The 25,926-nt window shown below is 45.3% G+C and carries 28 protein-coding genes, 1 tRNA gene and 1 rRNA gene; 16 read left to right on the top strand and 14 right to left on the bottom strand.

Going from position 1 to position 25,926, the window contains the following annotated elements; all coding sequences use genetic code 11:
* A 5S ribosomal RNA gene (gene rrf / locus AACT18_RS18135) occupies positions 1 to 85 on the top strand; the annotation flags it as partial.
* Between the two features lie 92 nt (positions 86 to 177).
* Positions 178 to 268, top strand: a tRNA-Ser gene (locus tag AACT18_RS06160).
* Between the two features lie 137 nt (positions 269 to 405).
* Here the strand turns inward: AACT18_RS06160 and AACT18_RS06155 are convergent.
* The 5 genes from AACT18_RS06155 to hemC all read right to left on the bottom strand — a co-directional run bounded on the left by AACT18_RS06155 (position 406) and on the right by hemC (position 4,956).
* Positions 406 to 549, bottom strand: a complete 144-nt coding sequence (locus tag AACT18_RS06155) for a hypothetical protein (RefSeq protein WP_157722350.1) — start codon at positions 547 to 549, stop codon at positions 406 to 408.
* Between the two features lie 357 nt (positions 550 to 906).
* Complete coding sequence (locus tag AACT18_RS06150) at positions 907 to 2,088, bottom strand: heme biosynthesis protein HemY (protein ID WP_094125692.1); 1,182 nt, start codon at positions 2,086 to 2,088, stop codon at positions 907 to 909.
* Positions 2,088 to 3,269 carry a uroporphyrinogen-III C-methyltransferase gene (locus tag AACT18_RS06145; RefSeq protein ID WP_088720697.1) on the bottom strand — a complete coding sequence of 394 codons (1,182 nt, stop codon included), beginning with the start codon at positions 3,267 to 3,269 and terminating at the stop codon, positions 2,088 to 2,090. Before AACT18_RS06145 ends, AACT18_RS06150 begins: the two co-directional genes overlap by 1 nt.
* Entirely contained in the window at positions 3,253 to 4,014 is a 762-nt protein-coding gene (locus tag AACT18_RS06140) for a uroporphyrinogen-III synthase (RefSeq protein WP_094125691.1), read from the bottom strand. The genes AACT18_RS06145 and AACT18_RS06140 overlap by 17 nt, the downstream gene beginning before the upstream one ends.
* 3 nt (positions 4,015 to 4,017) lie before the next feature.
* Positions 4,018 to 4,956 (bottom strand): hydroxymethylbilane synthase, encoded by a 939-nt coding sequence (gene hemC, locus AACT18_RS06135; RefSeq protein ID WP_094125690.1) that lies wholly within the window; start codon positions 4,954 to 4,956, stop codon positions 4,018 to 4,020.
* A 350-nt stretch (positions 4,957 to 5,306) separates the two neighbouring features.
* Between hemC and AACT18_RS06130 the strand changes: the two genes are divergently transcribed.
* The gene (locus AACT18_RS06130) at positions 5,307 to 7,835 is read left to right on the top strand and encodes a class I adenylate cyclase (RefSeq protein WP_094125689.1); all 2,529 of its coding nucleotides are present in this window, start codon (positions 5,307 to 5,309) and stop codon (positions 7,833 to 7,835) included.
* Positions 7,836 to 7,879: 44 nt separating this feature from the next.
* On the opposite strand, the gene cyaY is transcribed toward AACT18_RS06130, so the two are convergent.
* A complete protein-coding gene (cyaY, locus tag AACT18_RS06125; protein WP_010319878.1) occupies positions 7,880 to 8,194 on the bottom strand; it encodes an iron donor protein CyaY in 315 nt (104 codons plus the stop codon).
* A 75-nt stretch (positions 8,195 to 8,269) separates the two neighbouring features.
* Between cyaY and lptM the strand changes: the two genes are divergently transcribed.
* The 6 genes from lptM to yigB are packed head-to-tail and all read left to right on the top strand — an operon-like array spanning position 8,270 to position 12,864.
* Positions 8,270 to 8,389: an LPS translocon maturation chaperone LptM gene (gene lptM / locus AACT18_RS18130; RefSeq protein ID WP_033197445.1), complete on the top strand. Its 120-nt coding sequence runs from the start codon at positions 8,270 to 8,272 to the stop codon at positions 8,387 to 8,389.
* 29 nt (positions 8,390 to 8,418) lie between these two features.
* On the top strand, positions 8,419 to 9,672 hold the full coding sequence (gene lysA / locus AACT18_RS06115; protein ID WP_013855516.1) for a diaminopimelate decarboxylase: 1,254 nt from the start codon (positions 8,419 to 8,421) through the stop codon (positions 9,670 to 9,672).
* Positions 9,673 to 9,683: 11 nt separating this feature from the next.
* Positions 9,684 to 10,514, top strand: a complete 831-nt coding sequence (gene dapF, locus AACT18_RS06110) for a diaminopimelate epimerase (protein ID WP_094125688.1) — start codon at positions 9,684 to 9,686, stop codon at positions 10,512 to 10,514.
* A 24-nt stretch (positions 10,515 to 10,538) separates the two neighbouring features.
* Positions 10,539 to 11,243, top strand: coding sequence for a DUF484 family protein (locus AACT18_RS06105; RefSeq protein ID WP_019281077.1), 705 nt, complete (start codon positions 10,539 to 10,541; stop codon positions 11,241 to 11,243).
* The gene (gene xerC, locus AACT18_RS06100) at positions 11,215 to 12,147 is read left to right on the top strand and encodes a tyrosine recombinase XerC (RefSeq protein ID WP_010319873.1); all 933 of its coding nucleotides are present in this window, start codon (positions 11,215 to 11,217) and stop codon (positions 12,145 to 12,147) included. The genes AACT18_RS06105 and xerC overlap by 29 nt, the downstream gene beginning before the upstream one ends.
* 3 nt (positions 12,148 to 12,150) lie before the next feature.
* Positions 12,151 to 12,864, top strand: a complete 714-nt coding sequence (gene yigB / locus AACT18_RS06095) for a 5-amino-6-(5-phospho-D-ribitylamino)uracil phosphatase YigB (RefSeq protein ID WP_064624083.1) — start codon at positions 12,151 to 12,153, stop codon at positions 12,862 to 12,864.
* Here the strand turns inward: yigB and AACT18_RS06090 are convergent.
* The 4 genes from AACT18_RS06090 to AACT18_RS06075 all read right to left on the bottom strand — a co-directional run bounded on the left by AACT18_RS06090 (position 12,850) and on the right by AACT18_RS06075 (position 16,650).
* Entirely contained in the window at positions 12,850 to 13,455 is a 606-nt protein-coding gene (locus tag AACT18_RS06090; protein WP_017042049.1) for a tRNA-uridine aminocarboxypropyltransferase, read from the bottom strand. The genes yigB and AACT18_RS06090 overlap by 15 nt on opposite strands.
* Positions 13,456 to 14,484 carry a COG3650 family protein gene (locus AACT18_RS06085; RefSeq protein WP_094125687.1) on the bottom strand — a complete coding sequence of 343 codons (1,029 nt, stop codon included), beginning with the start codon at positions 14,482 to 14,484 and terminating at the stop codon, positions 13,456 to 13,458. It lies immediately after the preceding gene.
* 189 nt (positions 14,485 to 14,673) lie between these two features.
* Entirely contained in the window at positions 14,674 to 15,501 is an 828-nt protein-coding gene (locus tag AACT18_RS06080) for a Cof-type HAD-IIB family hydrolase (RefSeq protein WP_094125686.1), read from the bottom strand.
* A gap of 150 nt (positions 15,502 to 15,651) precedes the next feature.
* The gene (locus AACT18_RS06075; protein WP_026028809.1) at positions 15,652 to 16,650 is read right to left on the bottom strand and encodes an alpha/beta fold hydrolase; all 999 of its coding nucleotides are present in this window, start codon (positions 16,648 to 16,650) and stop codon (positions 15,652 to 15,654) included.
* A gap of 74 nt (positions 16,651 to 16,724) precedes the next feature.
* Here AACT18_RS06075 and rhtB point away from each other — a divergent pair, with 74 nt between their 5' ends.
* The gene (rhtB, locus tag AACT18_RS06070) at positions 16,725 to 17,342 is read left to right on the top strand and encodes a homoserine/homoserine lactone efflux protein (RefSeq protein ID WP_094125685.1); all 618 of its coding nucleotides are present in this window, start codon (positions 16,725 to 16,727) and stop codon (positions 17,340 to 17,342) included.
* Positions 17,343 to 17,377: 35 nt separating this feature from the next.
* Complete coding sequence (locus tag AACT18_RS06065; protein ID WP_013855508.1) at positions 17,378 to 18,604, top strand: EAL and HDOD domain-containing protein; 1,227 nt, start codon at positions 17,378 to 17,380, stop codon at positions 18,602 to 18,604.
* 63 nt (positions 18,605 to 18,667) lie between these two features.
* On the opposite strand, the gene AACT18_RS06060 is transcribed toward AACT18_RS06065, so the two are convergent.
* On the bottom strand, positions 18,668 to 19,138 hold the full coding sequence (locus AACT18_RS06060; RefSeq protein ID WP_094125684.1) for a Dps family protein: 471 nt from the start codon (positions 19,136 to 19,138) through the stop codon (positions 18,668 to 18,670).
* 220 nt (positions 19,139 to 19,358) lie between these two features.
* Here AACT18_RS06060 and AACT18_RS06055 point away from each other — a divergent pair, with 220 nt between their 5' ends.
* Positions 19,359 to 20,372, top strand: coding sequence for an acyltransferase (locus AACT18_RS06055; RefSeq protein WP_094125683.1), 1,014 nt, complete (start codon positions 19,359 to 19,361; stop codon positions 20,370 to 20,372).
* Here the strand turns inward: AACT18_RS06055 and AACT18_RS06050 are convergent.
* Positions 20,369 to 20,698: a DUF2500 domain-containing protein gene (locus AACT18_RS06050; RefSeq protein WP_017044543.1), complete on the bottom strand. Its 330-nt coding sequence runs from the start codon at positions 20,696 to 20,698 to the stop codon at positions 20,369 to 20,371. The two genes, AACT18_RS06055 and AACT18_RS06050, sit on opposite strands and share 4 nt — an antisense overlap.
* A 220-nt stretch (positions 20,699 to 20,918) precedes the next feature.
* Between AACT18_RS06050 and AACT18_RS06045 the strand changes: the two genes are divergently transcribed.
* The 3 genes from AACT18_RS06045 (at position 20,919) to AACT18_RS06035 (ending at position 23,522) form a co-directional block, all read left to right on the top strand.
* Complete coding sequence (locus tag AACT18_RS06045) at positions 20,919 to 21,293, top strand: hypothetical protein (RefSeq protein WP_026028288.1); 375 nt, start codon at positions 20,919 to 20,921, stop codon at positions 21,291 to 21,293.
* Between the two features lie 917 nt (positions 21,294 to 22,210).
* On the top strand, positions 22,211 to 22,834 hold the full coding sequence (locus AACT18_RS06040) for a lysoplasmalogenase (RefSeq protein ID WP_013855503.1): 624 nt from the start codon (positions 22,211 to 22,213) through the stop codon (positions 22,832 to 22,834).
* Between the two features lie 100 nt (positions 22,835 to 22,934).
* Positions 22,935 to 23,522, top strand: a complete 588-nt coding sequence (locus tag AACT18_RS06035) for a YhgN family NAAT transporter (protein WP_017048588.1) — start codon at positions 22,935 to 22,937, stop codon at positions 23,520 to 23,522.
* A 75-nt stretch (positions 23,523 to 23,597) separates the two neighbouring features.
* Here AACT18_RS06035 and AACT18_RS06030 read toward each other — a convergent pair whose 3' ends face one another.
* Together AACT18_RS06030 and rsmD are read right to left on the bottom strand one after the other, a co-directional pair.
* Entirely contained in the window at positions 23,598 to 23,864 is a 267-nt protein-coding gene (locus tag AACT18_RS06030; RefSeq protein WP_013855495.1) for a DUF1145 domain-containing protein, read from the bottom strand.
* Positions 23,861 to 24,460 carry a 16S rRNA (guanine(966)-N(2))-methyltransferase RsmD gene (rsmD, locus tag AACT18_RS06025; protein ID WP_026028287.1) on the bottom strand — a complete coding sequence of 200 codons (600 nt, stop codon included), beginning with the start codon at positions 24,458 to 24,460 and terminating at the stop codon, positions 23,861 to 23,863. The genes AACT18_RS06030 and rsmD overlap by 4 nt, the downstream gene beginning before the upstream one ends.
* 210 nt (positions 24,461 to 24,670) lie before the next feature.
* Between rsmD and ftsY the strand changes: the two genes are divergently transcribed.
* A complete protein-coding gene (ftsY, locus tag AACT18_RS06020; RefSeq protein WP_094124870.1) occupies positions 24,671 to 25,873 on the top strand; it encodes a signal recognition particle-docking protein FtsY in 1,203 nt (400 codons plus the stop codon).
* Positions 25,874 to 25,926 lie beyond the last annotated feature (53 nt).

Genomic DNA, 25,926 nt, shown 5'->3' with positions numbered 1-25,926 from the left:
ATTCCATGCCGAACTCAGAAGTGAAACACAACAGCGCCGATGGTAGTGTGGGGTCTCCCCATGTGAGAGTAGGACATCGCCAGGCTTTGAATATCGCTTACATATCATTAAAAATATGAAAGCAAAACTAAAAATATAGCATTATCAAAGTAAGACTAATTTTTAGTGACAATTTGTGGAGAGATGGCTGAGTGGTTTAAAGCACCGGTCTTGAAAACCGGCGATGGTTAATAGCTATCCTAGGGTTCAAATCCCTATCTCTCCGCCACTTTTAAAGAAAAAACCGCTGTTTTTACAGCGGTTTTTTTCGTTTTATATCAACATGCCAATCTGGAAAATTAATAGCTTAATTCAATCCCTCGAACATATCTTGATCACCCTATCTGTACTTTCCAAAAATCGATTTTACACATTGAACACCTCAGACATAATGTCGTTGTGATCCGCAAAACTTTGTTGGTTAGCGTGAGCCAACTGCACACTTGCTCTATTGGATTTAGCACGGTGAGTAGGAAGAAACGTGATGACACTGACATGACTAAACTGCACTTATATACCTACCAGCACCATCCATTATAACGACGGCCTCACCTATTCCTTTTTATAGGGGCATGCCGACCCAAATAAATACGCATATTCAAATCGCTGCGGCTTCACAGTTCGAGGTTTTGTGCCGTGCTCGGCCTTAAGTTAAATGGCATTTTGATCAAGAAATTATCCAGGAAATCCCAGGTGTTCAAGCGGGTAATAGTAGAATTAGGATGGTTTTTGTTGGCTCGCCAGCGTTTTAAAATCGGTGCTATTAAGGCTATCCATCGTGATATTTAACAATGGCTAGATAGCCTTAATGAGATCGTACTTTTCTTTAATTGGTATAAGGTTATTTTTAGGTGCTTAGATTGCCATTTAAACATGCTCTATCATGGTCAGTGCCTTACGTGAGACTTCTGCGGCGGCTTTAGGGTAGTTTTGTTTTTCAAGGCTATCGGCAAGATAAGCGTAATCAGATACATTGGCACGGAGAGATAACGCTTTTTCCAAATGGTTTTGCGCCTCTGCCCATTTTTGCTCTCTCATATACAATTGAGCCAGTGCGCTGTGTGCTTCGGCGTTACCACTATCCTTACTAATGGCTTCTTGTAACAACAAAATTGCTGGGTATCTATCTGGCAAATTGAGCTCTGCCAATAATGAATACAGAGCTGGCATTGGATGTTTTTTTAATGTTTCTTTAATGACGGTAAATGCTTGCGAGTCTGCTTTTCGTTGGATCAACTGTTCGATGAAGCATTGAGTTAAAATGACGTCGTTTTTGGTTTTCCTTGGGAGCTTGTCCCAATGATTGATTAAGCCTTCGCTACCTTGTTGCTGGGCGACGTTTTTTAGTAAACCGCATTGTGCTTTTTGGTTCAGTTGTTGGCTCTCGTCCGCATTAATCTGTTTTGCTTTTTGGAGCTTAGGTAAAAGCTCAAGCAGCGGTTGCCATTGTTCTAGGTGCACGTATGTTGTCTTGAGTAAGTTGAGCACGATGGTGTTATTCGGATGAGTGGCTTGTAAGGCTGATAAAGTGCTTAGCGCCTGCTCAAACTCTCCTTCTCGTACTTGTTGTTTGGCACGAGTTAATTCAACGGCTAGGCCTGCGTTACTTTGTTGACTAGCGAGATCTAAATAATAATCTCGTTTTGCTCTGTCGCCCATTCCCTGCGCGGCTTCCGATGCAACAAGATAGCAGAGTAGCGGCATATCATGGTGGTTCGCCCAGCGAGTGACTTTCTTTTCTGCCTGCTTCCAGTCTCCCTCTAGAAGTTTAATGATACCTTCATTGGTATAACGGCGAGAGCGCTTTAACTTACGTACGCTGAACCAGTTTAATGTGTTTGAACTGGCGTAGCATGCTTTTTTGAGGAGATACTCTAAGCTAAATAATCCAGAGAGGAGTGCAATCACAAAGATCACTAAGGTGGTCACGCTCATCTCTATTGTTCTATTAGCTATAGAGATAAGAACATAACCTTGCTGGCCAGCATATTGGGTTCCGACAAATAAACCGGCCCCTAATACTACAAAAAGAAAGATGACTCTAAACATTACTTATCCTCCGTAACGCTCATTGGAGAGACTTCACGGCGTAGGCGTTCAGTGATGACATCAGCGAGTTCGTGCTGAGTTTCAAGTTTAACTGGATATTGCACTTGTATATTTTGTTTACTGAGCTGCAATAGCGCGTGATTAAACTGCTGCACACTCTGATCATCGGAATTAAAGAAGCTGGCTGACCATTTATCTGCCGTGCTCAGTGCCGTTGTATAAATTTCTTGTTGTTCTGCGTATACGGCTTTAATGGCGGTTTCTAATTTTGCTTTGAGATTTTCTTTTAGATAGAAGTGCTGTTCAGGTGACAGTAGCGGAATGGCATTACCGTCTCGAGTGCGGAAGGTAATGAAGTTCTCCGAGAAGTCTTTCAATGAGCTAACGAGATTATTTTGCCAGTCGTTAATATTTTCGGAAACTTGTGGTGCTGATTGCTGCTGAGTTTCAGGCAACATGGCATTGGCCAGCGGTAGAGTGTCAACTTGTTGCTGTAAGGTTGTTAAGCGTAACACTAGCCCTTCACGATCAATCAATGGGATGATTTTGAGCTGAGTAATGTCACGCGCCATGGCTTTGCGTAGCGGCACTAAGCTTGGGTCATTCAATTCAGCAATACGCTGATCAGCGCTTTCCATTAGCTTGGTCGCGCTGACGATGTCATGTTCCAGAAAAAGTTTACGGCCTGCTAGTTTCACTAAGTAATCTGCTTCTGCTAGTAGCCAGTCGTTGGGACGGCGGCCTTTGATATCAGCTATCGCCAGTTGCAAGCTGTCGATACTTTTTTGCTGTTGATTCAAGGCTACGTCAGTTTTGTGAGTGAGTTGGTCCGCTTTGGCTTGTGTTTCTTGCTTTATTTGATTGATTTCAGCCGCGAGCTGACTTTGGGTTTGTGTTAATTGAGTCTGCAATGCGTTGATTTTGGCTTGGTAAACAGCGTCTTTTTGCTGCATTTGATAGGCTATACCACCACTGAAAATGATGGATAGGCTAATTGCAATAACAGAAAGTTTGATGCTGCGCTTTGCTCGTTTATCACTCTTTTCTTCAGGCTGAGAAGTGGGATCCTGCACGTAACTTTTTGGTGAATCAAGGTTATCCGTTGCGTCTTTTTCTGTAACCAGAGGAGGTGTGGCTGCTTTTTCAGGTTCAATATGCGGGTTATTATTTTTGCTTGTCATGCTTAGAGTCCTGTCTAGATTGGCTAATACTAGCCGCGAGTTCTGTATTGGAGGCGCTTCCCACGTTCGTGACGCACCCAAATCCCATGTGCAGCGCCTCTTGTCGAATTCGCTCGCTTGGGACAAAAAGAGCTAAATTTAGCAGCCAGAGTCGTTGTGAATCAGAGAATTGATCCATCATAAAATTGAGTTGACCTGAGCTGGTGACAACTAACTGAGTGACTTGCTGTTGCTGCCACAGAGATATCGATTCAGCGGCACAGAAGGTGATCGTATCGCGTCGATACACTTCCTTATATACCACATCAGCACCACGCTCGATTAAGCTGTCGTGGATGAGCTCACGTCCGCCATTACCACGCAAAATCATCACCTTAAGGCCCGATATTGATTGCAACTGCGGTAGGGCAAGCAGGTGTTCACTGTCACTTATCTGCGGATAGTGTACTTTTTGTTGGCTTAATTTGCTGAAAACATGTGCGGTTTTTTGACCAACGGCAAGGTATCTGGCGTCATTTGGCCAAAAATATCGGTGATCTTGCAAAAATTGATGACTGAACGTCACCGCGTTTTGGCTAACCGCAATAATAATGTCGCATTGCTGAAGTTCTGGGAGTAAATACGGGAGATCGGCTCCTGCATTAATCTGAATCAATGGATGGTGAACGGAGCGGATACCGAGATCCGCTAATTGTTGGCAAAGTTCAATCCCTTGATTTTCGGGGCGAGTGACCAACACCGTCATGCTTTATTCGTGCTCGCAGTAGAGTTTGGACAGAATATCTCGCGCTCCATCATTGAGCAATTGATGGGCAAGCGTGATTCCTAGTTGCTCGGCATCGGAGCGGTGGCCGCGAATTTCACCTTGTACAATCTTAGAACCATCAGGCTCACCGACTAATGCTCTTAACCAAATATGATCACCATTGAGCAATGCGTAGCTACCGATAGGTACTTGGCAACCGCCTTCTAATGTTAGGTTCATGGCTCGTTCACATTTCACGCGATCAGCCGTGTCAGAATGGTTGAGTGGCGCAAGCAATGCTCTTAAACGTTCGTCATCTAAACGGCATTCAATCCCGACTGCACCTTGCCCTACTGCAGGAAGCGATTGTTCTGGTTCAATAATGCTGCGAATGCGATCTTCAAGCTTCAAACGTTTTAAACCTGCTGCGGCGAGAATAATCGCATCGTATTCACCTGCATCGAGTTTTCCAAGACGAGTACCGACATTGCCACGCAATTCTTTAATCACAAGGTCTGGTCGATATGCTTTGAGTTGGCATTGGCGACGTAGGCTGCAGGTGCCGACGATGGCACCTTGAGGCAGTTGTTCAATGCTTTGATAGGTGTTTGAAACAAAAGCATCACGTGGATCTTCGCGTTCACAAATCGTCACTAGTCCAAGCCCTTGAGGGAAATCGACGGGAACATCTTTCATTGAATGCACTGCCAAATCGGCACGGCCTTCAAGCATAGCGACTTCCAACTCTTTGACAAAAAGCCCCTTACCACCCACTTTAGCTAAAGGCGTATCTAAAATGACGTCGCCTTTGGTTACCATGGTCACTAATTCCACTTCTAGGCCAGGATGAGCCGCTTGCAGCGCATCTTTAACATAATAAGCTTGCCAAAGGGCGAGCGGGCTTTTACGTGTGGCGATTCGAATGGGTGTTGCGTGAGTCATGATAATCCCGAGTGTAGGTAATGGATGGTTTAATCCTATCATTCCCGCTATGAAAGGTTTACTACTAGATCGTAGCTGTGAAGGATTGATGAAGAGATAGCATAAATTGGTCAAAATTGTGTGATTTATATCTCGTTTATATAATGAGCTATTACGACAAAGTGTAAATAGCTACGACACTATAGCCAAGGTCATTGGAGCGCATTGTAGGCATGCTCTGCCTGAGTGTGATATGCATCGAGAGGGCTTTACCAAATGGAAAGAAAATGTTAGATTGATCACGTTTTTTTGGTGCTTTAGAATAAAATATAATCAAAGCGCGTGTTAATGTTTCAACCAAGGAATCAACCTTGCAGGCTTACACCAAGACGTTAATTCAACGATTAGACAATCTCAACCAGCAACGTACCGAGCGTGCGCTGGCGCTTATGGATTTGCAAAGTCAACGTGTATTTCATTTCATTCCTGCATTACTGCACTTCAATCACCCGATTATTCCCGGCTACTACGATGCAAAAGTCCCTTATGGTGTCTATGGTTTTGAGCCTAACGACATCCAACGTCAGCTGGTTGAAGATACAGAACTCACCTTAGGTCAACCCTTACCGACCGCAGACACCCCCGCTATTCTTGCTCTGTATACCATGGGCAGTACCTCGTCGATCGGTCAAAGCACCTCGAGTGACTTAGATATTTGGGTATGTGTAGCATCGAGTATGAGCTGTGATGAGCGGGAAAGCTTAAGCAACAAATGTTTGTTGATCACTGATTGGGCAAAGAGCCAAGGGGTGGAAGCTAACTTTTTCTTGATGGATGAGCTACGTTTTCGCAGTAATCATTCTGAGCAGATGACAGGCGAAAACTGCGGTTCATCGCAGCATCTTCTGCTATTAGACGAGTTCTATCGTTCTGCTGTTCGGTTGGCAGGTAAGCGTTTACTGTGGCAAATCGTGCCTCCTGAAATGGAAGAGTGCTACGACGAATACGTGCATGAATTGTGCAACAATGGTTACATCAACTGCAGTGAATGGATCGATTTTGGTAAATTGAACCGCATTCCTGCTGAAGAGTATTTCGGCGCAAACCTTTGGCAGCTTTATAAAAGCATCGACTCGCCTTACAAGTCAGTGTTAAAAGCGATTCTGCTTGAGGCGTATTCGTGGGAGTATCCACACACGCAATTATTAAGCATTGATACCAAACGACGGTTTTTTACTCATGAACCTGATTTGTACAGTATGGATGCTTACTATTTGATGCTTGAAAAAGTGACGCGTTACCTTGAACGCATTGGTGATTCTGCCCGTCTTGATCTGGTGCGTCGTTGTTTCTATCTCAAAACGCATGAAAAGTTATCACGTGAACCAAGCTTAGGCTCCGTGGCATGGCGTCGAGAAGCATTAAGCCACATGATTCAGCAGTGGAATTGGTCGGAATCTGTTGTTCAAGAATTAGATAATCGCCGTAATTGGAAAGTTGAACAAGTTAAAGTCGTCCATCATGCGTTGTTAGATGCGTTGATGCTGAGCTATCGAAACCTGATCCAGTTTGCGCGTCGTAATGACATCACCTCGGCCATTAGCCCACAAGATATATCAATCCTCGCGCGTAAGTTGTATGCGGTGTTTGAGGTGTTGCCGGGTAAAGTCACGCTACTGAATCCACAAATTTCGCCAGATCTGCACGAGCCGGATCTCTCGTTCATTCAAGTTCGAGAAGGGCGAACCAATAAGGCAGGCTGGTATCTGTATAAACAGCCTCTGGTTGCCCATCGTATGATTGGCCAACCTTTCCTTGAGCATAATGAATACCTCAGTAAGCTGGTCTCTTGGGCCTTCTTTAATGGTTTGATCACGGAATCAACTCATTTGCATTCAGTAGTACGTGACGCACAGTTGGATATTGATAAGTTCTATCAAATGGTTAGCGATTTGCGTAATACCTTCTCGTTGCGTAAGCGGCGGCCGACCATGCAGGCCTTAGCGAGCCCTTGTGAAATCAGCCAACTGGCGATGTTCATCAACTTTGAAAATGATCCTACCGCGGAATTAAGCGGTAAATCGCTCAAAATTGATTTGAAAAATATAGATATTTTCAGTTTCGGATCTGAACAAAAAAGCTTAGTCGGTAGTGTCGATTTAGTGTATCGCAACTCGTGGCATGAAGTACGGACTCTCCATTTTACTGGCGAAACGGCGATGCTCGACGCGTTGAAAACCGTGCTTGGCAAAATGCACCAAGATGCGCTACCGCCAGAGTCTGTCGATGTATTTTGTTACAGCAAAAGTCTGCGTGGCGTGATGCGCAACATGGTGTACCAGTTGCTGGCGGAATGTATCGATTTGCGTTTGAAACCGGTAGAGCAAGAGAAACGTCGCCGTTTTAAAGCGTTACGCATTGGCGATCAAATGTATGGTCTGTTTTTTGAGCGGCGAGGGGTTTCGGTACAGAAGTTGGAAAATTCGGTAGATTTTTACCGCAGTATTTCAACCAACAAATTGAAAGGTTCACCGCTGTTAATGCTCGATCGCGATCAAGATTATCAACTGCCGGAAATCGTCGATGGTTTTGCTAGTGAAGGCTTAGTGCAGTTTTTCTTTGAAGATACCGATAAAGGCTTCAACATTTATGTGTTGGATGAGTCGAACCAAATTGAAGTCTATCACCAGTTCAGCGGCGAAAAAGATGAGATGATCGCCAACGTCAACAGCTTTTATACCTCAGTGCGCGACGGTAACCCACTCTCCGCTAAACTTATTAACTTCAATCTGCCGCAGTATTATCAAATCGTCCATCCAGAAGAAGGGGAAAGCTATATTGTCCCTTATCGTAACGATTCCGCGCTCTATTCTCGTCCTTCAAAAGCGGTCAACGCTTAGTTCGGTAGCGCCAAGTCACACATCTGTCACTTGGCGTTGTTGCTTTACACCCAGTCGATCGTTTCGCCAGCGTGTTTTTCACATTCTTGTTTCACCATCGCAATCAATTCCAGCCCTGTTTTTGAACAAATCCAGTTTTGGTCGATCAGTTTGAAATGGAAACCGCCTGACTTTGATGCCAGCCAAATTTCATGCATTGGCTCTTGGCGGTTAATAATAATTTGGCTGCGGTCATCAAATTCTAACGTCATCACATTGCCTGAGGTTTCGTAATCAATGTCGGCACCTGCGTCGTCTATCGCTTGTTCAATGATTTCTAGCTGCTCATCGACAAGTTGGTGAAATTCAGTATCGTTCATCCTGTCTATCCTATTGCTTTTCCTGATTGTGGTGCGATTATAGGGGGCATTGACTCAATAATCACGACATGCAAAATGAAAAAATCAATCGCTGCACTTTTTATGTTGTCACTCCTTGCTCTCGCAGGGTGTGGTCAAACCGGGCCGTTATACATGCCAGCAGAGCCTGAGCAGAGTGAACAACCTCAGCCATAGTCATTGATTTAGCTTAAAGGAAACGAATTTTGGATTACTTCAATTATCAGGACGATGGTCAGCTTTGGGCTGAAAATGTCGCATTAACAGAGTTGGCTGAGCAATACGGCACGCCTTTGTATGTCTATTCTCGCGCTACTTTAGAGCGTCACTGGCATGCTTTTGATAAGTCGGTAGGCGAACACCCTCATCTGGTGTGTTATGCGGTGAAGGCTAACTCAAACTTAGGCGTATTAAACACGTTGGCGCGTTTAGGGTCAGGTTTTGATATTGTTTCGGCAGGAGAGCTAGAGCGTGTTGTGGTGGCGGGTGGTGACCCGGCGAAAGTGGTATTTTCTGGCGTCGGTAAAACGGAAGCTGAAATGAAACGCGCGTTGGAGCTCAAGATTAAATGCTTTAACGTTGAATCCGAGCCTGAATTAGCACGTTTAAATAAAGTGGCTGGCGAGCTGGGTGTCAAAGCACCGATTTCACTGCGCATCAACCCTGATGTGGATGCACAAACCCACCCTTATATTTCAACCGGTTTGCGTGACAATAAGTTTGGTATTGCTTTTGACCGTGCACTGGATGTTTATCGCTTGGCACAAAGCCTAGAGAATCTCAGCATTCACGGTATTGATTGCCACATTGGCTCTCAACTGACCGCCATTGCCCCTTTTATTGATGCAACCGATCGTTTACTTGCGTTAATTGATCAGCTTAAAGAGGAAGGGATCACCATTAAACATTTGGATGTTGGTGGTGGTTTAGGTGTGGTGTATCGCGATGAGTTACCCCCGCAGCCTTCCGATTATGCCAAAGCCTTGTTGGCGCGTTTGAGTAACCATCAAGATCTCGAACTGATTTTTGAACCGGGACGTGCTATTGCGGCTAACGCGGGCGTGTTGTTGACGAAAGTAGAGTTTCTCAAACATACCGAACACAAAAACTTTGCCATTATTGATGCGGCGATGAACGATTTGATGCGTCCAGCGCTTTATCAAGCTTGGCAAGATATTGTTCCTGTTGTGCCGCGCCAAGGTGAAGCGCTAACCTATGACTTGGTTGGGCCTATTTGTGAAACCGGTGACTTCTTGGGTAAAGATCGTTCATTGGTCTTGGATGAGGGAGATCTACTGGCGGTTCGCTCAGCAGGAGCTTACGGTTTTGTGATGTCTTCGAACTATAATACACGTACTCGCGTGGCGGAAGTGATGGTGGATGGTGCACAAACCCACCTTGTTCGTCAGCGTGAAGCACTATCGAGCCTATGGGCATTAGAGCGTATTCTGCCGGAGTAAATTGAAGCATTATGCATTTCCATTTTTCTAAAATGCACGGTTTGGGTAATGACTTCATGGTCGTTGATTGCATTACACAAAACGTCTTCTTCTCCCCTGATTTGATCCGCCGCTTGGCGGATCGTCATACTGGCGTGGGGTTTGATCAGCTATTAGTGGTTGAAGCGCCGTATGATCCGGAAAGTGATTTTCACTACCGTATTTTTAATGCCGATGGCAGCGAAGTCGAACAGTGTGGCAACGGCGCACGTTGCTTTGCTCGCTTTGTGCGGATGAAAGGGCTGACCAATAAGTACAGCATTGGAGTCACGACTAAAAAAGGCAAAATGGTTTTAAATGTTGAAGAGGATGATCAAATCACCGTCAACATGGGCATACCAGAATTTGAGCCTAATAAGATTCCATTTCGAGCCAAACAGGCAGAGAAAACCTACATCATGCGCGTTGAAGAGAAAACCTTGTTCTGCGGGGCGGTGAGTATGGGCAATCCGCATGTGGTGACAGTGGTGGAGGATGTGACAACCGCTGAGGTTGAAATTTTGGGTCCACTGCTTGAATCCCATGAGCGTTTTCCAGAGCGTGTTAACGCAGGCTTCATGCAAGTGCTGAATCGCAATGAAGTGAAGCTACGTGTTTATGAACGTGGCGCGGGTGAAACTCAAGCGTGTGGCAGTGGTGCGTGTGGCGCGGTTGCCATTGGTATTCTTCAAGGGTTATTGGCGGAAGAGGTGACAGTACACTTACCTGGTGGCTCGTTAGAGATCCACTGGCAAGGGCCGGGTAAGCCACTCTATATGACAGGCCCTGCGACTCATGTGTTTGATGGTCAAGTCTCTTGTTAGGGTTAAGTAAGATAAGGAATCATTTTGTCACACGTTGAAGCGGATGCACTCACAGCCGAAGTTGTGGCTGAATATTTACGAGATCACCCAGATTTTTTCCTCCAGCGTTCAGAGCTGGTTGACAGGCTCTCCTTGCCGCACCATCAACAAGGTGCGGTCTCTTTGGTGCATGTACAACTGAATCGTCAGCGCCAGAGAATTGAGGAGTTAGAGGAAGAGATCACAGCCTTTATGTCATTAGCGGCCAATAATGACCGCACTTTCCACGAATTTATGGATCTGCAAGAGCAGATCTTAAAATGTCATTCAATGCCGCAAGTATGCAAGGCAATAGAAAACAAAGCGCAAACCTTAGGTTTGGTAGCGTATATTCGTTTACTGGCCTCGCCTGAAACCGATTATCAATTGACCCAAGAGCAATGGCAGCGTTTTGCAACTAACCATTTTAATGGCAAAAATGCTTATTTAGGGCGTATGAAAAAGTTGGATCGCCAAGCGTTATTTGGTGAACAAACTGCTGCGCCAGAAATGGGTTCGTATGTGGTGCTACCATTAGGTAAGCGCTCATCACAAGGTGTGTTAGCGTTTGCAAGTGAAGATGGCGGCCATTTTCAACCGAGCATGGATACCCTCTTTTTACGTCATTTGGCGTTAGTTCTCTCTCATTTAATTGAGACTCTACCTTGGCAACCGATTGAGCATGACCGAATCAGCCACACCTCTGCCTAACGGCTTACAGCAGCCCTTAACTCGCTTCTATGAATATCTGCGGAGCGAGAAAGGGTTGAGCTTGCACACCCAACGCAATTACAAACAACAGCTGGAAACCATGGCGCAGCATTTAGTGCAGATGGGGCTGAATCAATGGCAACAAGTCGATGCCGCTTGGGTGCGACAGCTGGCGAGCAAAGGGATGCGTGAAGGGATGAAAGCCAGCAGTTTAGCGACGCGTCTCTCTTCATTGCGCAGTTTTTTTGATTTCTTGATCTTGCGTGGTGAACTGACAGCTAACCCGGCCAAAGGCGTTGCAGCACCGCGTAAAAAACGCCCGTTACCGAAAAACTTAGATGTGGATGAAGTCGCGCAACTACTCGAAGTCAAGGATGATGATCCGCTATCAGTGCGCGATCGAGCCATGATGGAATTGATGTATGGTGCTGGGTTGCGTTTAGCGGAGCTCGTCAGCATTAACGTAAAAGACCTGAGCTTTAGCCGCGGCGAGATTCGAGTGGTGGGTAAAGGGGATAAAGAACGTAAGGTGCCTTTTGCTGGCCAAGCCAAAGAATGGGTGGCGCATTGGTTGAAAATACGGACGCAGTTTGCGAACGCTGATGAGCAAAGCTTGTTTGTTTCAAAGCTGGGTGTTCGTATTTCTCATCGCAACGTACAAAAACGCATGGCCGAGTGGGGGCAAAAGCAGGCGGTGGCTAGCCATATTAGCCCACATAAACTGCGCCACTCTTTTGCGACTCACATGCTTGAATCGAGCAATAATTTACGTGCTGTCCAAGAGTTGCTGGGTCATGAGAACATTTCGACGACGCAAATCTATACTCATTTGGACTTTCAACATCTTGCGCAGGCCTATGACCAAGCGCACCCAAGAGCACGTAAAAAGAAACAGAGCGAGTAACGCATGCACTTTTATCGCAATATCGGCCCCATTAAAGCGATGAGCTTTGATTTGGACGACACGCTGTATGACAACCATCCAGTGATCCGTCATGTTGAGCAGCAAATGGTCGTGTGGCTGCATACTCATCATCCGCTTTCCGCGACGCGTCCGATAAGTTGGTGGCAGCAACTTAAACAGCAACTGGCGCTGCAAGAGCCACTGCTCGGCCATGATGTCACTCAGTGGCGATTTAAGCAGATAGAACAAGGCTTAATTCAATTAGGCTATTCGCCGCAACTTGCTTTACAGGCTGCGCAGAATGCCATTGAAGAAGTGTTGCGGTTACGTCACTTAATCACGGTGCCAGAGAAGACGCACCGCGTGATGACCGAACTGGCAAAGCGCATGCCGTTAGTGGCGATTACCAACGGCAATGTTGACCCGCACAAAATTGGCTTGGGGCATTATTTTCAACAAATTTTTAAAGCGGGTCCCGATGGCTTGGCCAAGCCGTATCCGGATCTTTTTGACAAAGCGCAGGCTGCATTACAGCTACCTGCAGCCTCGATTTTACACGTTGGTGATCATCTGATAACCGATGTGCAAGGCGCAAAAAGCAATGGTTTCCAAGCCTGTTGGTATAACGATCAAGGCCAAACCTTGCTCGCCAGTCGTAAGGCCAAAGTGTTGCCTGATATTGAAATCCATCAACTGGATTCACTACTGCAGCTTTAGGGCGTGACCGCTTTTATCCGCTTGAAAAGCTTTGAGATAGTAAGTGAAAAACGCGCGTAACTCTCTCGCATTATTTGGTTCTCCGAGAGAGTTGAGCAGCTCAACGCCCACTTCTAATGTGCATAAATGGCCAGCATCTTGATTTCGCCTTAATCCATACTGAGAGATTTGATTTGGGGTGAGGTGTAGCTGCGGTAAATCGGATAACCAAGGGCTCTTATTGAGCATCTTCTTGGCTTCTTGCCATGTCCCATCCAGGATAATAAACACGATTTCTTGAGTGTCAGACGTTGAGAGAGATTGGTATTCGGTGAGCGATTGACTGCGCGTCGAAGGGAAAATAACCACAGCGTTTAACTTCTCATCTAGAATTCTCTTTTGTAATGATTTCGCCGTAGAGACTCGGTCCCAGATGTACACAGAGGAATTGGGCAAGCTACGCAGCAGCAGCTTGCCAGTATTGGTCGCTCGATGCGGTTCATTTTCATGCATCAGTAGTGCAATGCGCAGTTGGCTATCCAGTGTTGGTTGCAGTGAACAGAGGCATTGATAGCTAAAATGGCAAACTGGGCAAGGGCACGGTCTGGTCACTTATGGTGTCTCGATATTTTCAGAAAATAACGTTAAACCGCCATTGGCGATAGGGTAGAGAACATCGCCCACCTTCTCTTTTTCTGCTTTCAGTTGGTAACCAGTGCGAGTAAAGAGACGTTCAGAAAGCAGATATTGTTGCTGGTGGCGCGTCATGACAACTTGGATCTGATTTAGGTTTAATGGTTGCCAAAACCCCTTTTCGACGGTCGATGGCTGACCATCGTTGTAGTCATAATGAGTGCTAGCGGTATGATCCGCATTCAGTTGCAAACGAATCGTGAAATCCCTATTTTGGGTCGAAGTAGCATGATAAGCCCCAACCCATGGAAGCGTCGCATCACTATTACCTAAGGTGGCGCATCCCTGATAGCTTTTCTCACCGACCTTCAAGGTGGAACTCCAGCCGTACAGCGAGTCACTCATCCCGTCACTGCACATTTTTTGTGTGAGGAGCAGCGAACCTTGATTTATTTGGTACTCACGCTTAGTTTCAGATAGCTGACTTTTTGTGATAGCGAATGTTTGAGTTTCACCGCTGATGGTTTGAAAGTTAAGGTTTTTCCCTTCAAAGTGGATGGACCATGACGGTTCGTTGCCAAAAGCGCGTGTCGGTTTGAGTGGTTGATTGCAGCGTTTAGGATTTTCAGCACTGAGCATATTGATGCTGGTCACGTTGAAACGTGCGCTGGAATCGGCATCGAAGCCTGTGCGGCTTGGCGCTGATAAAGTACCAATGAGTTCGCCATACAAAGGCTGATAAGGCGAGCGAGCCAAACTCAAGGCTTGCTGAGTCTGCTGTGGCGTCAGTGCTAGCCAATATTGTTGATTGCTACCACAAGGTGTAAAGGTTTGCGCCTCATGACCTACCACGACTTCTCCACGCATAATAAAGGGCTGTGCTTTGATTGAGCTGGGTTTATCCAAACTCGCCATCGGTACGGCTGGTGGCAGTGATGCGTTGTGTGTCGCACAGGCTTGCAGCATTAATGTGGTCAATAACAGCGCGGAACAGTGAAGCACTTTCATAGCAGACTCTTTTTGGGCAATGCAACGAGGCTAGATTATGGCACAAAGGCGCTGGCAAATTGAACTGATGGGTGTGAATTTAACAACCCGCGGACAAGAATCAGAGATAAATCGTGAAGCCGTTATGAACAAAAAAACAGCGCTCAAATGGCGCTGTTTTTTGTGACCACTCGTTACTGCAGGCTGCTGTTACAATAAATGTTCACGCAAATAGTGAGCCACGGCGTCTTCTGAATTGCTACCAATCACGGTGTTATTAGGCAGTGCATTGAATACTTTTTGATGCGATGTGCCCATCACCAAGCCTTTACCAGCCATCGACAGCATTTCCACATCGTTCATACCATCGCCAAACGCAATACAGTTATCTAGGGTCAGGTTTAATGATTCTGCAACGGCTTTGAGCGCATCCCCTTTCGACACTTCTGCTGCCATCACTTCCAAACACCAAGGTGTTGAGAAGGCGACGTTCAGTTTGTCGCCAAAAATATCGTTTAAGCGTTCTTCAAACTGAGCTAATAACTCATGATCTTGCGCTGGGTGGGTGAAGAATATTTTGGCGACGCCCTCGGTAGGTGCGTTATTGACATCAAATACTTGGTAGCTAAAGCCGGATTCTTCGTGGAAATCACGCAGCGTTTCATCTTCTTTATTCAATAACCACGATTCATCTTGATAGATGTGAACAAAAATATCAGGGTTTTGCTTAAACACGTCAATGACGGGCTGTACCAATTCTTGCGGTACATTTTTACTGTACATCAGGTTGTCATGTTGATCGTGAACGCGCGCGCCATTGGAAGTAATCATGTAGGCTGGAATGCCCGCTAACTGGCGAATACCCGCCACATCAACGTGATGGCGACCGGTAGCGAAGATGAAAGTAAAGCCTTTTTGGTGAAGTGCTTGTAGCGTTTGCTTGGTGAATTCGCTCAATTGGTGGTTTGGCGCAAGTAGTGTACCGTCGAGATCGGACGCCACGATATGAATCGCGTGCTCTTTACATTCGGTGGTCATAAAACCCTCATTATCATGGTCGATTTGGTTTGCAGATCGCAGATGGTGGAGAAACTTTGGTGTGGCCTAGTTTACGCCATCTTAAAGAGGAAAAAGAGGGTAAAACTCTCAATTGAAATTTCCTCTATTTGCTCAGTTCTAACATCGTGATTAAACCGTGTTCTCAAGAGATTGGAATTGCTTAAATAGCTCATCAAGTGCTTGGTTTCGATAGCAATCCTTTTCAAAAAAGAGCTCATGCTTTGCTCCTTCAATGATGACCAGCTTGCTAGATGGATTGGTTTTCGCCAGCTTAGTGACAAAGCGGATTTGATCCGCATTACTGACAATCTCATCCTGCCCTGCTTGCAAGATGAGTGTTGGTAACTTCACTTGACGAGTCATCAGTTGGCACAGCTTCGCTGCCATTAGCCCTTGCCATACCCAGCGCGTGCTAGGGCCGCCAACTTGCAATTCGGGTTTGCGTTGGTACAGGTCTCGAAACCATTGGTAACGCACCTGACTTTGACTTAATGGGTTAATCTCAAAAGGCTTTGCCGAATAGGCTTGATAGCCCGGCGCATAGGTTGGTTTGCTATACATCGCCGTCAGCACTTGGCTCAGTGTCATGGCGATAGGACGTAATTGCCATGGCATGTTGACACCAAACATTGGCGCGCTGAGCACCATAGCCGCAAATGGGTGTTGAGGGTATGTTTGTACATACCTGGTCGCAATGGCACCGCCCATCGAGTGGGCGACGAGAAAACGTTGTGCATAATGGCTTAAGTCAAAGTGCTCAATGACACGCTGCATGTCTAAAATGTAGTCATCAAATTCACCGACATGGCCGATTTGTGGATCGTCGATTAATCGATCAGAAAGCCCTTGTCCACGGTGATCAAAAGAATAAATATCATAACCTTGTTGGAAAAAATCATAAAATAGCTCCTGATATTTCCAGCAAGATTCAATTCGTCCGTTGACGACGAAGATCGCCTTTGAGTGTTGAGGCGAGGTAAGTTTGCACCAATAAAGTTTTGTTTTATCAGCAGATTTGATAAAACCTTCTTCTCTGGAGTGCCAGAAATCGGCAATCGTGGTATTGATCACTTGCTCAAAGAAAGACTCTTGAGTATAAGGTGGGGAGTTTGGACTCGTCTGATTCATAGATTATTCTTATTGGACAGATTCGAGGAATAGTTCATTTTTAGGCTAGATTAGTCTAGTTGAGAGGAATTGCAATGGATACTCATGTTTGGCTTGCCTATGTGGTGACCGCGATACTGTTTAGTTTGGCGCCGGGTTCAGGTACGGTCAATTCCATCAGCAATGGCCTTAGCTACGGTACACGTAAATCACTAGCCGCGATTGTGGGTTTACAATTGGGGTTGGCTTTTCACATCATGTTGGTGGGAGCCGGAATTGGTGCCTTAGTGGCACAATCAGCCATGGCATTTAGTGTGATTAAGTGGGTTGGTGCTACGTATCTGGTGTGGTTAGGTGTTCAAAAATGGCGCGATCGTTCAAGTATGATGGCCAATGCAACGGCTCAAATGCAAACGAGTTGGTCTTTATTGCGTCGAGCGGTGTTGATCAACCTGACAAATCCTAAATCCATCGTCTTTCTGGTGGCGCTTTTTCCACAATTTATTGACCCAACCCAAGATCAGTTCATTCAATTGTTGGTGTTAGGCGTGACCACGGTAACCATTGATTCGATTGTGATGCTTGGTTACACCTCCTTAGCCGCACGAATGGGGCGCTTTATTCGTTCAGAGAGTGTCATGAGTAAGATTAACCGAGTATTTGGCTCGATGTTTATTGGTTGTGGAGCGCTACTGGCAGTGGCGAAGTCCTAGATGGCTATGTCTCAATTATTAGTTGTTAATCACTAATGCATTATTCTTATGTCGCACGACAACCGATCTTAAATGCCAAGCAGCATACGCTTGGCTATGAATTGCTCTTTCGTGATGGGGAAAAAAACGCGTTTCCAGCGCACATTGAGTCGAATCGAGCCACGTATCGCTTGATCGTCGAAAACTTTCTTGCGGTGGGGATCAATCCCAATATTCCCAAATCACGTTGTTTTATTAATTTTCCCTACAAGAGTTTAATTCGCCGTCTGCCTTTAACGTTGCCGCGAGAACAAATTGTGGTGGAAGTGCTCGAAACCTGTGAGCCGACGGATGAACTGCTTGAGGCGATTAAAGAGTTGTATCGGCGTGGCTATCTGGTGGCGCTGGATGACTTTGTGTATGCGCCAGAATGGGAACGCTTTCTGAGTTATGTGCACATCGTCAAGCTCGATATTATGGCGCTGGGCTTAGATCACGCTTGCGAGTTTGTACGTCAGCGTTTAGCGGAAGGCAGTAAGCGTCGTTATTTAGCGGAACGAGTTGAAACGGATCACCAGTTCACCGTGACACGTAATGCCGGTTTTAGCTTTTTCCAAGGTTATTTCTTTAGTAAACCAGAAATGATCAAGCAGCGTTATGTTGGACCAGAGCAGATTATCGCCTTAGAGCTGTTTCGAGAAGTTTGTAAGCCAAATGCTGATTTTGAACGGATTGAATACATTGTCGCGCAAGATGTAGCGCTCTCATACAAGTTGCTCAGATTCGTCAACACTATGTCTGATCGCTTATCCGTGCCAATTTCCTCTTTTCGTCAAGCTTTGGTCTATCTTGGTCAAGATAAACTCAAAACCTTTGTATCACTAGCCGTTGCTTCATTTGTCTCAGCTAAAAAGCCGAAAGAGTTGTATAACCTCTCTTTGCAACGTGCTCAATTTTGCCAATTAATGTCTGGGCATCCTTCATTTCGTCAACATCGCGAGCAAGCTTTTTTAATTGGTCTTTTTTCTGTGTTAGATGCCTTACTGGATATTTCAATTGAAGAGCTGGTTGCGCAGTTACCCTTGTGTGACGTGGTCAAACTAGCACTGCAAAAGCGTGAAGGACCCATTGGCGAGCTGTTGGCACTTGAGGAGTGTTTTGAGCAAGCGGACTGGCAAGGAGTGGAAAGCCATTGTGATCTGCTAGGGCTTGAATTAAATCAAGTCAGTGATGAGCTTTCGGCGGCGCAGCGCTGGAGTCAAGATATTCATCGTTTGCTGTAATAAATTTCGTGCGAATATAAAAACCGCCGTCATGAGCGACGGCGGTTTGCCCAAACTTAGGGTTTATTGCAGCCAAGCATTCAGCATCCATACCAGTTTCTCTTGTTCGCGGATGTAGTCACTCATCAGTGCTGAAGTGCCTTCATCTCCCGCCAGCGTCGCAATTTCAAGAATTTCTCGTTGCTGGTGGATCAATACACTGAATCCCTTAACCAATCCTTGCATGGTTTCTTGACCATTAGTTGCGTTAGTGTGTTCTGACACTTGTGCTGTTGCTAAATAGGCGCTGAAGCTATGCAACGGTTGATAACCTAAAGTCAAAACTCGTTCCGCTAACTCATCAATTTTGACCTGTATGTCAGTGTAAATCTCTTCAAATTTTGCGTGCAGTTCAAAGAACTCTTTTCCTTTGATATTCCAATGATAACCACGAGTATTCATATAAAACACTTGGTAGTTAGCCAATAATTGGTTTAACGCTTGTGCAAGTTGTTGGCTTTGGTTGGTATCTAAACCGATCAAATTTGTTGTCATGTGTTCACCTCGTTGTCATGGATAAGTGATTTCTCTTGTTAAGCATTAGATTGCACCTTGAAGTGAACAAAATAAATTCGTTTTGATTGATTTATTCGATAGGTATTAGCTATTAATTATAATGGCGTTAGTGATCCTTTACCGATAACTGACTTGCGGATTACATAGCCAACTATTTCAACTTTATAGTAGAAACCTTAAAACACTGTGGATAGGCACTATGACCAAACGAGTTATTTTTTTTGATTTATTGCGCTGTTTGGCTGCTGTAGCGGTGATCGGTATTCATGTGTTGGCCCCCTATCGGCAGCAACTCGGCGATATTCCTTTTGAGCAGTGGGTGGTTGCGGTTGGCATCAATAGTGTAAGCCGTTGGGCTGTGCCAGTCTTTATATTGATCACTGGAGCCTTAATGCTCAGTGATCGTCGCCCTTTTGATGCGCGTTATTATGTTCAGCGACGTCTTGGCAAAGTTTTGCTGCCATTTATCGTTTGGTCGCTCTTCTATGCTTATTTGTCCGGCTGGAGTGCGAGTGGATTTGATGGGCAAGTTGCAAAGGCGGTGCTGAGTAACAGTACGCACCACGCAACGTATTACCATTTAGGTTTTTTCTATTACTTTATCCCACTCTATTTTGTGATCCCTTTTCTACAACTGCTGGTCCGAAGAGTTGATGATAAAGCGCTGTACGCATTAGTTGCCATGTGGCTGCTGACGACCACCTTATTTTTATGCGGTATTGATGGCCCTTGGAGTAATGAGCTATGGCTGTTTACTGGTTATTTACCGCTGGGTTACTTGCTCTATCAGAAGGTGCCACTCAAGCGGGTAACGCTATGTATGGCGATTCTGCTTGGCTGTCTGGCACTATTGACGACGGTATGGATGGTAGTCAGCCACAGTGTCGCAGCGGGTGAGTATACGATTGGTCGCTGGCTCTCTTATAAAACACTGAACGTTGTGTTAGCCGCCAGCATGATATTTATAGTGTGTCGATATTTTGCTGAGAGATTGCCCGCTCGTGCTAAGCAAGTCGTAAGTGTGATAAGCCAGCACAGCTTAGGCATCTATTTATTACATCCCATCTTTCTATGGCCTGTAAAAGAGTATGGGTGGGATCAAGGGAATCCCGCATGGGTGATCCCGTTATGGATTCTCGTAAGCGGCGCAGGATCACTGGCGGTGAGTATATGGGTTGCTCGCTCTGCAAAAACACGTTGGTTATTACCTTAACGTTTGAGTGCAAAGTGTAGAAACTTGTGTCCGCAATAAGTCAGCATTCCTTGGTCGCCTGGGTTAAGTGCATGGTAATAATGCACGCCGACTTGAAATTCCCGCTTTGGGCCAAGTTTGCCTTTTTGGACGTAAATCCAGAACTCCTGATCCTCTTCCCCAGGGCGAGCATGAGGGATGACGATGGCTTGCTTGTCGATAATCGTGACATTAGCAGTGCGTTCGGGGGCGTTTTCGCCTTGCACATGGCGACGATAGAAATAGCTAAATACCCAAATAGCAGAGATAACTAACAAAGCGACAACGATAAGTAATGAAAGCGGCATGGTGAACTCCTTAGCGATGAAGGCGACATTTTAGCGTGCAACATATGGCAAAGGGGTGTTGCTTGCTACTAAAGCGTGAGTTTGATTGGTTTGACGGTTTTTTTTCCGGCGGATATCACATTTCCTCGGCAGGTTAGCGAGCAAAAATGCTCAACTATCTCGTGGGGAAGTATGATAAAAATAGATGGAGCGCCACCAGAGTTGGCACAGGAGGGCGATAATGTCAGATATTGAGAAAGTGGTTTTGCGAACGCGTCGATTGGAAAGCTTGTTGAGAGAGCAATATCACGCTGAGGGGAAGGGGTTACATCAATTGGTGACCAGCTGTGAAGAGCGTTTACCACATGATGTGGTGGGCAAGCTGAGGTTCATTGCCACTATTCGTAACAAAGTTGTGCATGAAGATAACTATCAGTTAGAAGATCGCAAAGCATTTCTTCGTGTGTGTGATGAATGTGAGAAAGAGCTGACTCCGCGCAGCGGTCGTTTTATTTGGCGCGTAGCCATTTCATTAATGACCTTAATCACGTTAGCGGCGCTTCTTTTTTACTATCTTCATTGGGAAGCCCTATCGAAACACGTCACAATGCCATAAATGGTATTAGGTTGTTTTACTCAATCGTTAGATAAAAAAAGAGGACACGAAAGTGTCCTCTTTTTTATTGGGAATTAGATACTTAGTACATCATTGGCAGTGTCATTAGGCCTACGATAACCGCGATCATTACAAGTCCCTGTTTTTGAGATGAAGAAATCATAACACTGCTCCTTTATTCTGTGGTTTCATTCTATGAATATGAGAATAGCACTACTTTGTTTGGTTGATCAACCTCAATTTGATGAAGCATCCAAAATAACACCTTAATATCATCATATTCAGGGAATATTGGCAATGTTTAGTGCTTGTTTTGGTGTGTTTATATAATGTTCTTCTTGGTTCTGTTTTAATCTGTATTTATTTAATTCGTTGAATTTGTTTAATTTTATTAGGTTAATGTGATGTTGCTTGTATGGTTTTTTTTGGTTTTACTATCTTAGGTGGCCTATCATTGTCAGAGTTTGGTGAATTCTCATTTTTCGAGAAAAATTAATTTAATAATGAGATGTTCTCGCAAATAAAATTGGTTAAACCAGTTTTTTTGCTAGTTAGTAAGTCAGTTGTTGCTGTTTTTTTATTAGAGGATTTGAGTTCTAGTTTTTCTTTTTGTTTTTTACCTAAATCATTGTTTTTATTTTTATTTTTATTTTAATAATTTCTGTTTTAGTGTCGTTTTTTGTTGGTTTTCCTTTGTTTGTGTATTGTAAATGAGTGGAATGTCTCTGGGTAGCATTGTGGTGATTGAAAGTGAGGGTTGGTGAGTAAAGAGTGAGCTTTGATTGTTTTCGCCACTCTTTGTTGTTGAATAAAGCCAACGTTCTGATTCGCTAGCAAGATCCAATTTTTGCGTTCATCTGCTGGACTTCAATGATGACATGCCTACACTGACCGCAGATTTTTAAAGGGGAAATGAGATGTGGAGTTGGCTCTCCGTTGCTTTGTCTGGATTCATTAGTATTTCGGCTGTTGAAAGTAACAAAATCAAGCAAGCGGTAATGTTTAAAACACTCAGTATGCTGTTATTGGTGGCGATAGTTCTAAACCATACCACGCAGCTCACTTCTCCTATCTTATGGGTCACGCTCGGTCTGCTTATTTCCGCAATCGCGGACACATTGCATCTGTTGCAACGCTACTCAAAACTCTGTTTTGCTAGCTTTCTTGTCGCACAGTTGATGTACAGTAAAGCCTTCTGGGCGCAACTTTCTGACACTATGGTGTGGTGGCTACCTGCCCTTTTGATTGCGACCAGTATTGTGGCTTTTTTCCTATTGCTACCGCAAATCGACACCTTGATCTTTCCCGTAACCATTATGGGTATGATGTTAGTTCAGTTGGCGTGGGCGGCGGGAGAGTTGTGGCTGCAGACGCAAACAGTGCCTGCCTTTGCCGGGTTTGTTGGCTGTCTGGTGCTGATGCTCTCGGCCAGTTTGTTAGCCATTCACGATTACCGCAGGCCATTGCCTTGTGGGCGCTATCTTATTTCTGGCAGCTATTTATTAGCGCAAGCGTTAATCTCTGCCTCGGTGGCCTTGTAAACATTATCGATTCATCTATATCGTTACTTTCAGGAGCATCGAAATCTCATGACTGGGCTGATATACTGCTGCCACTTTAAATCGATGTGAGTAGTGAGAGATGGATATTTTATCGGCGGCGACCATGCTTTTTTTGATCATGGACCCGCTTGGCAACCTGCCGGTCATGCTCTCCATCTTAAAACACCTTGATCCCAAACGTCGCCGTGTTGTGCTCGTGCGCGAACTTTGTTTTGCGTTGATCATTTTGATGTTGTTCCTGTTTGCTGGCAAAAACATCATGGGTTTTTTGCACGTGCAACCGGAAACTCTCAGCATTTCTGGCGGTATCATTCTCTTTATCATCTCGATTAAAATGATTTTCCCTAGTGCAGGTAGCATTACTGGATTAGCGGCGGGGGAAGAGCCCTTCATCGTACCGATGGCAATTCCGATGATCGCGGGTCCTTCAGTGATTGCGGCCTTACTGCTTCTTTCGACTCAGCACCCTGACAAACTCCTTGAGCTGTCAGCCTCTGTACTGCTCGCGTGGGGCGCTACTTTCATCATTTTGATGTTCTACGGTTTCTTCCACAAAGTGCTGGGTGAACGTGGTTTAAAAGCGGTCGAGCGTTTGATGGGATTATTGCTAGTGATGATCTCAACGCAAATGTTCTTAAATGGCGTAAAAAGCTATATGGGGCTGTGATTCGGGGATAAAAAAGCCGCCTATCGTGTGAACTTGAAGCGGCTTTTCCTATGTTGCTTTCTTTATGCCGTTAACTTACGTCATGTGTTTGCGGCGGATATCGAGCAGCGCGAAGACTCCAAATACCAGAATCGACCATTTTTCCCAACGGCTCATGCTGATCTTGTCACCAAACGCACCGATAAAAATCAGCATTTGTAGTCCGTGCATAATGAACAAAAATGCCGTCATAATATAAAGTGCAATCGCCGCTTTACCGGGGAACGGCATGAAGATATTCAGTAATAGAATCAACCAAACAAAAGCAATCGCCGCTTTTGCAAGTACCAGTAACACTCTCATTCCGAGCTCCTCTCAAATAGTCGATAACTGACTTGGCCTGCGTTTTTCTCACGGTGTAGATGCCAATTAGCAGGGATGCCTTCTAGCGCCAATTCTTTTTCCGTCTCAATATAAATTAGCGCTTCATCGGCAAGCCAGCCATTTTGTTCTAAAAGCGAGACGGCTTCGCTTAATAAGCCTTGGCGAAACGGCGGATCGATGAACACCACGTGGTGAGGCGTCCCTTGCTGCTTGAGAAAGGCCAGCGCATCACTATTTATCGCTCGTAAGTTGGTCGCGTTGAGCGCACCAATATTATGTTCAAGCTGTTTGAATGCCGTCGGGTTGAGTTCAATCAGCGTCACGGATTCTGCTTGCCTTGAGGCGGCTTCAAACCCAAGGCTGCCAGAGCCTGCAAATAAATCTAAGCAGTGTGCACCAGGGATCTCCTGTGCTAACCAGTTAAAAAGAGTTTCTTTGACGCGATCCGTCGTGGGACGCAGACCTTGGGCATCATGAACAGGCAGTTTACGACCTCTCCATAAGCCACTAATAATGCGAACAAAGCCCGTTGAAGGCTTATTTTGTGATGAGTTTTGTTGGCGACGTCTTACCATAGATTTTTTGACCGCTAATAAAGTGATACTATACCCAATCTGCCAACCCGAAACGGGTTTGGTATAGCCATTGAATTTCAATAATGACAAAGTTTACCAATCTAATTGGAAAGTTTTCACTGCTTTGTCATTTTTCTTTTTCTTACGAGGGATAATCCTTCAAGAAAAGGGTCGTAGTTAGTTAGTTAGGTAGATCTAGGATATCCCCAGATGACGGAAAAAAAGAAACGTGGATTACTCTCTTGGCTCGGTTTTGGTGACGAAGAATCAAGTAAATCAACCAGCGAAACAGAACAAGTGCTTGAGCCATCTACGCTTGTAGAACCAGTTGATTCTGAGCAAGAACAAGAAACGACGGCAGTTGCTCAACCCATCGAAGAGCCACACACTGCGCTAGCAGAAGCAGAAGCAGAAGCAGAAGCAGAAGCAGAAGCAGAAGCAGAAGCAGAAGCAGAAGCAGAAGCACGAATTCAAGAGCAAGAAAAACCCAGCGAGAGTTTTTTCGCACGCTTAAAACGCAGCCTTAGCCGAACCAAAGCCAATATTGGTGCGGGTTTCTTTGGTCTGTTTAAAGGCAAGAAAATTGATGATGAGCTGTTTGAAGAGCTGGAAGAGCAACTGCTGATTGCCGATGTTGGGATGGAAACCACACTCAAAATCATCAGTAATCTGACAGAAAAAGCCTCTCGCCACGCGTTGAAAGATGGAGAGGCACTCTACGGTTTATTGAAAGACGAAATGGCTGACATTTTGGCTAAAGTAGAGCAACCGTTAGTGATCGATAGCCAAAAAACGCCCTACGTTATTTTAATGGTCGGCGTCAACGGTGTAGGCAAAACGACCACGATAGGTAAGTTGGCCAAACAGTTTCAAGCTCAAGGTAAAAAAGTGATCTTAGCGGCGGGCGATACTTTTCGTGCTGCGGCTGTTGAGCAGTTGCAAGTGTGGGGCGAGCGTAACAACGTACCAGTAATTGCACAGCACACTGGCGCAGACAGCGCATCAGTGATTTATGATGCGATTGAGGCCGCCAAAGCACGTGGCGTGGATGTGGTGATCGCCGATACCGCTGGTCGCTTGCAAAACAAGAGCAACCTCATGGAAGAGTTGCGTAAAATTGTGCGCGTCATGAAAAAAATTGATCCATCAGCGCCGCATGAAGTGATGCTGACGTTAGATGCCGCTACTGGGCAAAACGCCATCAGCCAAGCCAAACTCTTTAGTGAAGTGGCCCCGGTGACTGGGATCACCTTAACCAAGCTGGATGGCACGGCGAAAGGCGGCGTTATTTTTGCGCTGGCCGATCAGTTTGAAATTCCGATCCGCTTTATTGGGGTTGGTGAAGGGATTGACGATTTACGTCCGTTTGAAACGCAGCAATTTATTGAAGCTCTGTTTAGCCGCGAAGAGTAAGTGTGCGTGGGTGCTCAATGAGCACCTCATCATCCAATGGAGACTGGTGAGAG

It is taken from the genome of Vibrio sp. V04_P4A5T148, assembly GCF_963875605.1.
Lineage (GTDB): Bacteria > Pseudomonadota > Gammaproteobacteria > Enterobacterales > Vibrionaceae > Vibrio > Vibrio anguillarum.
The sequence above is the reverse complement of the archived record's forward strand: the minus strand, read 5'-3'. Positions and strand labels throughout refer to the sequence as shown.